Consider the following 12,999-nt stretch of genomic DNA (forward strand, 5'->3'; position numbering starts at 1 on the left):
AACGCCAAATGGTAAGGCGATTGTGAATTACTCTGACGCCACCAACCCCTGCGCTTTCATAATGGATTCGATTTCCGGCACACTTGCCGGGTCGTCGATTGTAGATGGCACTGCAACTTCCTGATTAGCGGCAATCTGACGCAATAATTTGCGCAGAATCTTACCCGACCGGGTTTTCGGCAATCGCGGTACTACAACAGCCCGTTTGAAACACGCAATAGGCCCAATTTCCTTCCTAACCATGGCAACCAGCTCTTTTTGCAGATCGTCGTGATCGATGTCGTAACCATCTTTTAATAACACGAGCCCTACCGGCTCCTGCCCTTTTAAGGGATCATGCACACCAATGACGCTGCATTCGGCCACTGCATCGTGTGCCGCCAGAATCTCTTCCATTTCGCCGGTAGACAGGCGATGACCGGCCACATTAATTACGTCATCGGTACGCCCCATAATAAACACGTAGCCTTCATCGTCCTTATAGCCACCATCGCCTGAACAGTAATAACCAGGGAAATCGCTGAGATAACCAGATTTAAATCGATTCAGGTCGCCCCAAATGGTAGCCAGACAACTAGGCGGCAACGGCAACTTGATGGCAATGGCGCCCTGCTCACCGGCCGGTAGCTCATTACCACGTGCATCCAGAACCTGCACATTAAATCCTGGTGTGGGTAACGTTGATGAACCCGGTTTTGCTGGTTTTGGCTCAACCCCCATCAAATTTGCACAAATTGCCCAGCCAGTTTCGGTTTGCCACCAGTGGTCTACCACCGGCTTACCGGTTTTATCAACGGTCCATAAATACGTGGGCGGATCCAATCGTTCACCGGCCATAAATATAGTGTCCAGCGATGAAATATCGTATTTGCTCAATTCAGCCGCTTCAGGGTCTTCTTTGCGAATCGCTCTGAACGCCGTTGGCGCGGCAAACAGGGCTTTAATTTTATACTCGTCCACCATACGCCAGAACGCACCGGCATCGGGTGTGCGCACCGGCTTACCTTCATAAACAACGGTAGTGCAGCCGTGTAATAACGGGCCGTAAACAATATAGGAGTGACCCACCACCCAACCTACATCGGATGCGGCCCAAAACACGTCGCCGGGCTGCATGTTGTATACCGCTGACATGGAATACTTCAGCGCAACAGCATGTCCGCCGTTTTCACGTACCACGCCTTTTGGCTTTCCAGTTGTGCCAGAGGTATAAAGAATGTAAAGCGGATCAGTACCTTTTACCGAAACACAATCCGCTGGTGTGGCTGCTGCCATTGCGTCATGCCAGTCGATGTCTCTGCCAGCAACAAGTGCAGCCTTTGCCTGTGGCCGCTGCAGTACTATACAAGCTTGTGGTTTATGTGAAGATTGTTCAATCGCATTGTCGACAAGTGGCTTATATTCAATCACCTTTGCCACTTCTATTCCGCATGAGGCGGTTACAATTAGTTTAGGTTCAGCATCTTCAATTCGCACCGCCAGTTCATGAGGTGCAAAGCCGCCAAAAACCACCGAATGAATCGCACCAAGACGCGCAATAGCCAGCATAGCCACAACCGCTTCGGTGATCATTGGCATGTACACAACAACCCTATCGCCCTTCTCTACTCCCTGGCTTTGCAGTACACCGGCAAACAAAGCAACCTGATTTTGTAACTCTCCATAACTCAGTGTTTGCTTGGTTCCGGTAACCGGAGAATCGTAGATGATGGCGGTTTGATCACCTCGCCCCTGCTCTACATGGTAATCAACGGCCATGTAACAGGTATTCATTTCACCGTCGTCAAACCAGTGATATATACCGTCGTTGTCCTGACTCAAAATGGTTTGTGGTGCGGTGTACCAGGGTAACGCGCGGGCTTGTTCTGCCCAAAATAATTCTGGTTGTTCAATAGAACGCTGATATTCGGTTTGGTATGACATACGCGTGCATTTCCTAATTATTTTATGGCAGTTCTGAAACATGCTTTGAAAGTTTCACTGTGCCATTACATTAATAGAAAATGAGAAAAATGCGCATAAGACTATGGGCTTATATGTCGACAATTTTACTTATTATGGCTATTTATCAACCGCCTAACTTAAGACATTTTCACTCACCAGCACTTTGTCTAGCCAGGCATCTTCTTTCAGTGGTTTAGAAAAATAAAATCCCTGAAAATAGCTACAACCGCGGTGTTTTAAGTATTCCCACTGAAATGCATTCTCTATACCTTCGGCAACAGTACTCACATTCAGGGCATGAGCCAGATTGACAATTGAGTCGACAATCGGCACATCTTCGTCTTGGAAGGTAATTTCATCAACAAAATACCTGTCTATCTTCAATTCAGATATGGGAAGCTCTTTTAAGTAGCTCAAACTCGAATAGCCAGTACCAAAATCATCAATTGAGAACGAAAACCCTTCGTGCCCCAGTGATTCCATACGCTCCCTGACTAATTCAACGCTGCTTATCAGTGTGGTTTCTGTAATTTCCAGCATTAACATATCCGGACTCACACGCCATTTATTCACCGTATCCAGTAACTGTTTGGCAAAATCTGCACGCACAATATGCCGCCCACTAATATTCACCGCGATACGCGTTCGCAGTCCCTGGTCATAGCAATGACGCAGCAATCTGCATGCTTCGTCCATTACCCAGTTACCAATGTCGATAATGGCATCACTCTCTTCAGCGACAGGGATAAATTCAGCCGGACTAATGAATCCCAGTTCAGGATGTTCCCAACGGATCAGGGCTTCTGAACTGATGATTTGCTCGCTGGCGTCGTACTGAGGCTGCAGCATAAGGTAAAATTCGCGATTTTCTAAGGCGCGGGCAAATGAGTGAGAAATTTCCTGATAGCGATCGTAGTCGTCAAATGCCGTTTTATCCAACGCAAGCATGCCTCCAGGCCCTTGCTTTTTAGCTCTTTTCTTGCCAAACGTAAGTACGCCGTTGATCTTTTCGTAGGTCGCTTTTTTGGCCTCCAAACGACACGAAGCAATGGCGGCAGTGACATTGTGGACTAATTTGGAAATAGTGAGCGGCGCAGAAATTTGCTTGTGGCATTCCCATTCAATACTATCGAGTAACACACCGGACTGCTTTGTCTCGTTGTCTATAGGCGTGGTAGATAAAATCATAAAATTATCGCCAATGCCCCGGTAAAGGGTTAGCTCTGCTGGTAAGAGTTTTTTAAGCCGCAGACCCAGAGTTTTTAGAATAGCATCGCCAACGTGTTTGCCAAACGACAGGTTGTATTGCGTAAAGTTATCCATATCAATCAGGCAACAGTATATATCCACTGAGCGGAACTGACTGGCAGACTGCTGTAACAAACGCTCCAGATCTTTCTCAAATGACCGCATATTAGGTAATTGGGTCATAGCGTCAAAGTAGGCAGCGTTGTAGATATCCTCAATGGCTTTCTTGCGCTCCGTGATATCTTTAACAATACCCACAAACTGTCGCTGGCCGTGCTGAATCACTTCTGAAATCGACAGTTCAATTGGAAATTCAGCTCCACTTTTGTGCCTGCCAGTTAACTCTCTGCCAATGCCAATGATTCTGGCCTGCCCGGTTTCAACATAATGATGGATATAGTCATCATGGTATTTACCGTAAGACTCAGGCATGAGTATTTTTATGTTCTTGCCTATCACTTCTGCTGGCAAATAGCCAAAGACAGACGCGAGGGATTTATTAGCTGTGAGGATTTTTCCTGACACATCAATGGTAACTACGGCATCATTCAGATTATCCAGAATCGCCGACAGATACGCGGTGTTATTGTGTTCAGTTTCAAGTAAACGGTATGCCTCGGTAATGTCTTCTAATGCGCCGTAAATGTGCGTTACCCAGCCATTTTTATAACGCGCTTTACCCGTCGCTTTAACCCGAATCGACTGCCCATCAACTCGGTTCAGAAACCCCTCATGGCAATATTCCTTGCCTTCTTTGATAACCCGGTTAAATGCCTCCTCAATGGCAATTCTCGACTCAGGAGGAAAATAGGTCATCGCGGTTTCAATGGTAACTGGCGTACCTGGCGGCAAGCCATATAGCGCGAACATTTCGTCGGTCCACACCACCTTTCCGGTAGCCAGTTCAACTTCCCAACCACCGGTTTTTGAGATTGCACCTATTTCGTTGAGTAAATCCAGTTTGCGATGCAATTTTGTGTTGGTTTGTAAGGCCGGGCACACACTGTGTAATTGCTGAGTGAGTGCAAAACTCAAACGCTCCGCGGCAATATTTAACGCGGCTTCAACCAGTGGCGCTGAATACCGATCGGGCTCGTTAAATGACACAATACAGCCTACACGCAGGTCATCGGGGTAACGTATTAAACGTGCAGAAAGTACATACTGTGATTCGAATACAACGCGATCGATATGTAATGATGTAATGTCCAGGAAATCAGCATGGGGTGCCGCCCTGGCTTTAGCAATAAAGTGGATAGATTGCGTTGCGGTAGCCTTGTGACCAACAAAACAATACACCACGTGCAGAGGCGTAAGATCGTCTGCAAGTGAAATAATAGCCCCACCCGCACCGTTAGCAAGAGACACCAGTTGTTCTGTGATATCCCTAATATCTACGCCGGGTAATGACTCAAGTACGTTTTGAGGTTTCTGATCCTGAATATCCGACACGTTGTACTCGTTTAAAATGGCACGCGCACTGTGAAATTTAAATCAGCAGCGTGTAATACTTGTCGACAAAAGTCCTGGCGAATGACGCTAATCTAATAATAGGAAACAAAATTTAAATTTACCAACGTTGTGCAGAAAATCAGCAAAAATCAGGTAAATTTAGCGTAAATAGTAGGATGAATAACAACGCAGTTGGTGCAAAAACAGCACAGGCAGCGTTAAAAACACTGCCTGTGCTTTATCGCTGTTACTCTTTGTAATCGTCGTGGCACGACTTACAGGTACCACCTAAACCAGCAATGGCTTTTGCATAAGCACTTTCATCGCCTGACGCAGAAGCAGCCTGAATATCCATCGCCACTTTTTTCAGCGCGGCAATTTTGTCTTTTGCATCGGCTTCATTGCTAAACAATGCAGGCTTTGCATCGGTAGGCACGTCAAATCCGGTGGTATCAACTAACAGATAGTCAGCCATCATGTCTGCCAACTGCTCCAGGCGCATGCCATTGGTTTTCATCACTGCCGGATCAAACTTCTCCATTTTAAGCATGCCAAACATAGGAGCCGCATTGCTTTTTACCAGTTGGAACAACGACTGACGATACTCCACTGCCGCTTCAGCATGTTTTTCTGACGCCGCTTTAGCTGCCATTGCACTGCCGCTTAATACTGTACCTGCTGCACATACTGCCAGTAATCCTGAGGCTATGACTTTTTTCATGTTGCCTGTCTCCCTAATCGTTTGGAAAGTGAATGTTATTTTTTAACAAGAAAATAGATAACGCACACCAGTGACTTGACGGTAATTTCTGGCGCGCACATAAAAAAACACGCAATTGCTATAGTGAACAATTGCGTGTCTCTCAACAAGGTTTATTCGGTTAACCGAACAAAAAAGCGCGCTGAGCTTAGTTGGTCAGGTCGTCGAAGAACTTCTTCACACCATCAAAAAAGCCCTGCTCTTTCGGACGGTGTTTCGCTGCGTCCGTACCCTGCCCCATAGAATCTTCCAACTCACGCAGTAAGTCTTTCTGTTTTGACGACAGGTTTACCGGTGTTTCTACCACCACTTTACACAGCAAATCGCCAACAACGCCACTGCGTACCGATTTCACACCTTTGCCGCGCAAACGGAACATACGACCAGTTTGAGTTTCCGGGCTGATTTTCAGTTTTACTTTTCCTTCCAGGGTAGGTACCTGTAATTCACCACCCAATGCGGCGGTAGTAAAACTCAACGGCACTTCGCAATACAGGTTATTGCCGTCGCGCGTAAAGATATCGTGCTCGCGTACGTGAACCTGAACATACAGATCCCCTGGCGGCGCACCGTTTTCGCCAGCTTCACCCTCGCCACTCAAACGAATGCGATCGCCGGTGTCCACACCAGCCGGGATTTTAACTGATAACGTTTTCGTTTTTTCGGTGCGGCCCTGACCATGACACTCGTTGCATGGATCAGAGATAATTTTGCCGCGACCTGAACACGTTGGACAGGTTTGCTGTACTGCAAAAAAGCCCTGACGCATTTGTACCTGACCATTACCATGACAGGTTGGACAGGTTTTAGGGCTACTGCCTTTTTTAGCACCTGAACCGTGACACGGTTCACAGGCCACTAGCGTAGGCACACGAATTTCCACTTCTTTACCACGAACCGCTTCTTCCAGCGACATTTCGAGGTTGTAACGCAAATCTGCGCCCTGGCGTGCTCTTGACTGACGACCGCGGCCACCACCAAAGATATCGCCAAACACATCACCAAAAATATCGCCAAAGTCAGCGCCGCCGCCAAAGCCGGCCCCACCGCGATTCGGATCAACGCCCGCATGACCATACTGATCGTAAGCAGCGCGTTTTTGTGAATCAGTCAGTACTTCATAGGCTTCCTGGATTTCTTTAAACTTTTCTTCCAGTGCTTTATCGCCCTGAGTACGGTCAGGGTGGTACTTCATAGCCAGTTTTTTGTACGCTTTTTTAATTTCGCGCTCGCCGGTTCCTTTGTCCACGCCAAGCACTTCGTAGTAATCTCGTTTCGACATATCGCTCGCTATTCCTACCCGATTATCACAACCCTGACGGGCTGTAAAAATTCTGCTTCATTTACATAAAAAGGCGCAACAAGCTTTTCCCTGCTGCGCCTGAGAGTGCAACCTGACCCGGTGCTTCACCGGGCTGGGTACAACTTACTTCTTGTCGTCTTTCACTTCTTCAAATTCAGCGTCAACAACATCGTCTTCAGGCTTGCCTTTGCTTGCACCAGCATCTGTTGCACCGGCACCTGCCGCAGCTTGCTGGGCCTGAGCAGCTTCCATCAGTTTAGAAGACGCTTGGATCAGCTCCTGAGTCTTCGCTTCGATGGCCGCTTTATCTTCGCCTTTCGCTGCAGTTTCCAACGCCGATAGCGCTGCCTCAATTGGCGCTTTATCGTCGGCACTCAGTGCATCGCCCACTTCTTCAAGTTGCTTGCGAGTAGCGTGGATCATGCCGTCAGCCTGGTTGCGCGCCTGAATCAGTTCTTCGAACTTCTTGTCGGCTTCTTTATTCGCTTCCGCGTCAGCAACCATTTTCTCGATTTCTTCTTCGTTCAGACCAGACGATGCCTGAATGGTGATCTTCTGCTCTTTTGCTGTGTCTTTGTCTTTCGCAGACACGTGCAGGATACCGTCAGCATCGATATCGAAGGTTACTTCGATTTGCGGCACACCGCGCGACGCAGGACGAATACCTTCCAGGTTAAACTGGCCTAGTGACTTGTTGCCAGACGCCTGCTTACGCTCACCCTGAAGTACGTGTACTGTTACCGCAGACTGGTTGTCTTCAGCAGTAGAGAAGGTTTGCGATTTCTTAGTAGGAATCGTCGTGTTCTTCTCGATTAGCGCCGTCATTACGCCGCCCATGGTTTCAATACCTAAAGACAGAGGTGTTACGTCAAGCAACAGTACGTCTTTTACTTCACCAGACAATACACCGCCCTGAATCGCCGCACCCACCGCTACTGCTTCGTCCGGGTTAACGTCTTTACGTGGCTCTTTGCCAAAGAATTCAGTTACGTACTTCTGAACCAGCGGCATACGAGTCTGACCACCAACCAGGATGATGTCATTGATATCGCTAACCGACAGGTCGGCATCTGCCAGTGCCTGTTTAACCGGGTTCAGCGACTCTTTCACCATGTCTTCAACCAGTGATTCCAGTTTCGCACGCGTTAATTTAATCGCTAAGTGCTTAGGACCTGACGCATCAGCTGTGATGTAAGGCAGGTTCACTTCGGTTTGTTGTGAAGACGACAGTTCAATCTTCGCTTTTTCACCGGCTTCTTTCAGACGTTGCATTGCCAGCGGATCTTTGCGCAGGTCGATGCCTTGATCTTTCTTAAACTCTTCAACCAGGTAGTTAATTACACGGTTGTCGAAGTCTTCACCACCTAAGTGCGTGTCACCGTTGGTAGCCAGTACTTCAAAAGTGTGTTCGCCGTCTACTTCATCAATTTCGATGATAGAGATATCGAATGTACCACCACCTAAGTCGTAAACCGCAACAACGTTATCGCCTTTCTTCTTGTCCATGCCGTAAGCAAGGGCAGCAGCTGTTGGCTCGTTGATAATACGTTTTACTTCCAGACCTGCAATACGGCCTGCATCTTTAGTGGCCTGACGCTGAGAATCGTTAAAGTAAGCCGGTACAGTGATTACCGCGCCTGTTACTTTTTCGCCCAGGAAATCCTCGGCGGTTTTCTTCATCTTTTTCAGTACTTCAGCAGAAATTTGTGGAGGCGCCATTTTTTCGCCTTTCACTTCTACCCATGCGTCACCATTGTCTGCCTTGGCAATTTTGTAAGGCATGATGTCGATGTCGCGCTGTACTTCTTTATCTTCAAAACGACGACCAATCAAACGTTTGATTGCAAACAGTGTGTTAGTTGGGTTAGTCACCGCCTGACGCTTTGCAGACTGACCTACCAGTGTTTCACCGTCGTTGGTATAAGCGATAATTGAGGGCGTGGTGCGGTCACCTTCCGCGTTTTCAATTACTCGCGGTTTGTCGCCGTCTAGAACTGCGACACATGAATTTGTTGTACCTAAATCGATACCAATGATTTTACCCATTACGTGTCTCCAAAAAGTATTCTGTAATCTTGCGTAATTAGTGGGGTTATTCCCCACTGATTTCAATAGTTGCTGTAAAAATTTTTAAGCCTGGGTGTCCACGCCGTTACTTGGCGCGCGCGATACCATTACCATGGCCGGACGTAACAGGCGCCCGTTCAGTTCATAACCCTTCTGCATTACGGCCATTACCGTGTTTGGCGGGAAATCGGCACTTTCCTGCATCGACATGGCCTGATGTAATTCAGGGTTAAAGGCCTGACCTTGCGGATCAATGGGGGTCACATCAAATTTTTCAATTGTGCTGATAAACGATTTCAGCGTCATTTCCACGCCTTCCAGCATTGGCTTGATCGCTTCGTTTTCAGCATCGGCTAACATAACCGCGCGCTCGAGGTTATCGATAACATCCAGCAGTGAACCAGCAAAACGCTCCAGTGCAAATTTGCGGGCTTTTTCAACTTCCGCTTCGGCACGACGGCGGGCATTTTCCATTTCAGCACGGGCACGCAGCACTGAATCCTGCTGCTCATTAAATTTGGCTTCTGATGCGGCCAGGGCTTTTTCCAGTTCGGCAATTCGCGCTGCCGCTTCGTCAACCACTTCACCTTCAACAGCAACAGTTTCTGCGGCTTCAACCTGCACATCTGCTGTTTGGGCAGCGGCTTGTTGCGCTTCGGTTTGGTCTTGTTGTTCTGATTGCACGTCGCGTGGCTCGCTCATGCTTTCCTCCACAATGTTTTTAGGTAATTACTCACAATGTGCCTATTTATGGGGGTGGTTTACTGGCCTTCAAGGGTATCCACAATTTTTTTATGGATTCGATATTTGTGCTAACGTAAGCCGGTACAAAATAAGGAAAAGAAATTCGCCATGCTGAGTATTTGGAGTGTTGGGGCCATTGTTCTGATTTATTTGATCGGATTATTTGTGCTGGCCTTTTGGGGTGACAAAAAAATAGATAGAAATCAACAGCATCCAATTCTCTACAGTTTAGGGCTAGGGGTACATTGCACGTCCTGGGCGTTTTTTGGCACCACCACCCAGGCAACCCAATATGGCTGGCCGGTGTTTCCTACCTATGTTGGCATAGTGTTGGTTATGATCTCTGCCTTTCCGGTTATTTTGCGTATCAGCCGTATTTGCCAGCAACACAACGTTAGCTCACTGGCTGATTTTATAAGTTTGCGTTACGACCGTTCTCATACACTCGCCGCCATTATTACCCTGTTGTGTTTTTTCGGTGTAGTCCCCTACATCGCCCTGCAACTTGATGCCATTACCGCAAGCATCGCGCTCATCACCTCAGACAACACCACTGGCACTGGTACGGTTGGCTTTTACGTGGCTGCATTAATGGCCTTGTTTGCCATTCTATTTGGTACCCAAACGCTAAATCTTACGGAAAAACACCCTGGTTTACTTGCCACCATCGCAGCAGAGTCGGTGGTTAAACTGGCAGGCTTGTGTGTAGTGGGGCTATATGTGTGTTACAGCCTGTTTGACGGCGTATTTGACTTGTTTGCTCAGGCGGCTCAACACGGCCCAACCCGGGAAATATTCTACGCCGATAAAGGCTGGGGCGTATTTTTCAGCCACGTGTTACTGGGCATTTGCGCGATGTTTATTTTGCCCCGCCAGTTCCATATGAATTTTGTAGAAAACAATGGCGAAAATGAACTGCGCACTGCGCGGTGGTTATTTCCTTTATACCTGCTGGGCATGACCGTTTTTGTGCTGCCGATTGGTTTGGCGGGCAGCCTGCTGATGCCAGACGGTATCAATTCATCCGATGCACTGGTACTGGCCCTGCCCATTCACCACGAACACACCCTGGTGTCGGTTATTGCTTTTATCGGCGGGTTATCTGCCACTACCAGCATGATCATAGTGGCAACGCTGGCACTTGGCATTATGATAGCCAACAACCTGATAACGCCTTTATGGTTTACCGCGGTATTTAAACGCCAGCCTCAGCATTCGTTGCAGGCAGGTCAGTTGCTGTCGATACGACGATTAACCGTGCTGGTTGTGCTGTCGGTGGCGTTTTGGTATCACGTAAATATCAGCCAGTCTGCGCCGTTGGTGAAAAGCGGCATCATTGCCATGGCATTATTGTCGCAGGTTTTTCCAATCATGTTGTTCAGCCTGTACTGGCAGCGAGCCAATAAGCCTGCCGCCATTTGCGGATTGCTGGCAGGTTTTAGTTGCTGGGTAGCCTGGATGCTCTACCCCAGCCTGTTATCCAGCTATTATTTTGAGCCTATTCCCACCGATGACGAGCTGGGCCAAAGCTATCTGTTTAGTCTGCTGATTAACTGTGCCGTGTTTGTCACCGTGGCGTTGCTCACCCCCAAAACACGAATTAATGCAGATGCCGACCAACAAGATCTTCCACCCGAGCCGGAATTGGCGATTAAAATAGGTGATTTACTTACTCTCACAGAACGCGTGCTGGACCCAGCTGTGCATCGCGCACTTGCCAATCAGCTATCCATAGACAGCCATCAGCCTCAGGGTTATGCCAGCCAAGGGCTGCTAAGTAGGGTTGAGAAGTTACTGGCAGGCCAGGTGGGCAACCCCAGTGCGCGATTGTTGTTAACGGCGCTGGCAGAAACACAGCCGCAGGGGTTATCGAACCTGGTCCATTGGGTAGAAGAAGCCTCACAGAGTTTTCAGTTTAATCACGAAGTACTGCAATCGTCGGTACAACATATCGAGCAGGGTATTGCGGTACTGGATCGCAATCTCAGTATGCTGGCCTGGAATGAACGGTATCTGGAGCAATTCCATTATCCGCCTGGCTTTGTAAAAGTGGGCATGCCCATAAAAGATTTACTCCAATACAACGCGGATCGGGGCTTGCTGGGTAATTCAGAGAACATTGCTGAAGAAATCAATAAACGCATTCGCTACATGGCAGAAGGCAGTCGCTACAAATATGTGCGCAAACAAAATGACGGCCGGGTAATTGAACTCAATGGCAGTCCGCTGCCAGGCGGCGGATTTGTAACAACCTACAGCGACATCACTGAATATATGCGAATTCAGGAAGAGCTCGAAAATGCCAAGTCGGAGTTAGAAGCTCGCGTAGTAAGGCGCACAAAACAGCTGGAACAAGCTAAATTGGAAGCCGATAAAGCGAATGAAAGTAAAACCAAGTTTCTGGCAGCAGCAGGCCACGACTTGATGCAACCGTTTAATGCTGCCACTTTATTTGCTTCAATGCTGGCTCAGAAAACCACGGGTTCTGCACTGCAATCGCTAAGTGAAGGGCTGGTGAATTCGCTCAACAGCGCTGAGTCGTTGCTATCAGCGCTCCTGGATATGACCAAGTTGGAAACCGGGCGCCTCACCGCGCAAAAAACCGATTTTAAGCTGGACGATATGTTGGCTGGATTGTGTCAGGAATTTGCATTGATATGCGAGCAAAAGTCCCTGAGCTTGCGTTATGTGCCCACGCAATTGGTTATTCACTCCGACCCCAAACTACTGCGAAGAGTGATTCAAAACCTGCTGTCGAATGCTGTTCGCTATACCCAGCAAGGAACCGTTTTAATTGGCGCACGGCGCCGGGGTAACCACGCGGCAGAAATTTGGGTGGTCGATACTGGTCCCGGTATTCCTGAACATCAGCAAACCGAAATTTTTAACGAATTCCATCAATTAGACGTTCACCAAAATCAGGGACTCGGGCTGGGATTAACCATTGTCGATAAGATCAGCCATTTATTGGGCCATAATGTGGCACTAAAATCCGTACCAGGTAAAGGGACCCGTTTTAGTGTCAATGTTCCTCGCTCCCACCAGCGATTAGTATCACAGCGCAACACGCGCTCGGCTGAATTATCAGAGAGTGCTCAACTGCTGGCTGGCAGAAATGTACTAATCATTGAAAACGACGAACAAATCAGCATCGCAATGACCCGTCTGTTAGAAGACTGGGGCGCACACGTGTGGGCAAGCCGTAGTTTCGAGGAAGCAAAATCGGTGAATAGAGTGCCTGATTTTATGATGGTTGATTACCATTTGGATCATGGCGAAACGGGTATTCAGGCCGCGACACGGCTGAGGGAGCATTGGAATGAGAACGTTCCGGGGATCCTGAACACAGCAAACCGCCATGATGGTGTGCGGGACGAAGCCAGAGATGCGGGATTACTGTATTTACCCAAACCGCTTAAACCCGCAGCATTGAAGCGATTATTAAAGCAATCGAAACTGCTGAATGGATAATACCAATTGG

Annotated in this window: 7 protein-coding genes; 1 reads left to right on the forward strand and 6 read right to left on the reverse strand. The window is 48.1% G+C overall.

The window, feature by feature from the left end; genetic code table 11:
- Positions 1-27: 27 nt before the first annotated feature.
- The 6 genes from FJ444_RS16165 to grpE form a co-directional block, all read right to left on the reverse strand.
- A complete protein-coding gene (locus tag FJ444_RS16165) occupies positions 28-1,923 on the reverse strand; it encodes a propionyl-CoA synthetase (RefSeq protein WP_140959992.1) in 1,896 nt (631 codons plus the stop codon).
- 153 nt (positions 1,924-2,076) lie between these two features.
- Positions 2,077-4,644 carry a bifunctional diguanylate cyclase/phosphodiesterase gene (locus tag FJ444_RS16170; protein WP_140959994.1) on the reverse strand — a complete coding sequence of 856 codons (2,568 nt, stop codon included), beginning with the start codon at positions 4,642-4,644 and terminating at the stop codon, positions 2,077-2,079.
- Between the two features lie 247 nt (positions 4,645-4,891).
- Positions 4,892-5,365: a cytochrome c gene (locus FJ444_RS16175; protein ID WP_140959996.1), complete on the reverse strand. Its 474-nt coding sequence runs from the start codon at positions 5,363-5,365 to the stop codon at positions 4,892-4,894.
- 187 nt (positions 5,366-5,552) lie between these two features.
- Positions 5,553-6,686: a molecular chaperone DnaJ gene (dnaJ, locus tag FJ444_RS16180; RefSeq protein WP_140959998.1), complete on the reverse strand. Its 1,134-nt coding sequence runs from the start codon at positions 6,684-6,686 to the stop codon at positions 5,553-5,555.
- A 144-nt stretch (positions 6,687-6,830) separates the two neighbouring features.
- Positions 6,831-8,753, reverse strand: coding sequence for a molecular chaperone DnaK (gene dnaK, locus FJ444_RS16185; RefSeq protein WP_140960000.1), 1,923 nt, complete (start codon positions 8,751-8,753; stop codon positions 6,831-6,833).
- An 84-nt stretch (positions 8,754-8,837) separates the two neighbouring features.
- On the reverse strand, positions 8,838-9,476 hold the full coding sequence (gene grpE, locus FJ444_RS16190) for a nucleotide exchange factor GrpE (protein WP_140960002.1): 639 nt from the start codon (positions 9,474-9,476) through the stop codon (positions 8,838-8,840).
- Positions 9,477-9,626: 150 nt separating this feature from the next.
- On the opposite strand from grpE, the gene FJ444_RS16195 reads away from it, so the two are divergent.
- Entirely contained in the window at positions 9,627-12,989 is a 3,363-nt protein-coding gene (locus FJ444_RS16195; RefSeq protein WP_140960004.1) for a PAS-domain containing protein, read from the forward strand.
- The last annotated feature ends 10 nt before the right edge of the window (positions 12,990-12,999 follow it).

Origin of the sequence: Aestuariibacter sp. GS-14 (assembly GCF_006494365.1) — a bacterium.
Classification (GTDB): domain Bacteria; phylum Pseudomonadota; class Gammaproteobacteria; order Enterobacterales; family Alteromonadaceae; genus Alteromonas; species Alteromonas mangrovi.

Bases quoted from the DNA above. Each gene is read 5' to 3' on its own strand.
- dnaK (WP_140960000.1), bottom strand. From the start codon at position 8,753: ATGGGTAAAATCATTGGTATCGATTTAGGTACAACAAATTCATGTGTC.
- grpE (WP_140960002.1), bottom strand. From the start codon at position 9,476: ATGAGCGAGCCACGCGACGTGCAATCAGAACAACAAGACCAAACCGAA.
- FJ444_RS16165 (WP_140959992.1), bottom strand. From the start codon at position 1,923: ATGTCATACCAAACCGAATATCAGCGTTCTATTGAACAACCAGAATTA.
- FJ444_RS16175 (WP_140959996.1), bottom strand. From the start codon at position 5,365: ATGAAAAAAGTCATAGCCTCAGGATTACTGGCAGTATGTGCAGCAGGT.
- FJ444_RS16195 (WP_140960004.1), top strand. From the start codon at position 9,627: ATGCTGAGTATTTGGAGTGTTGGGGCCATTGTTCTGATTTATTTGATC.
- dnaJ (WP_140959998.1), bottom strand. From the start codon at position 6,686: ATGTCGAAACGAGATTACTACGAAGTGCTTGGCGTGGACAAAGGAACC.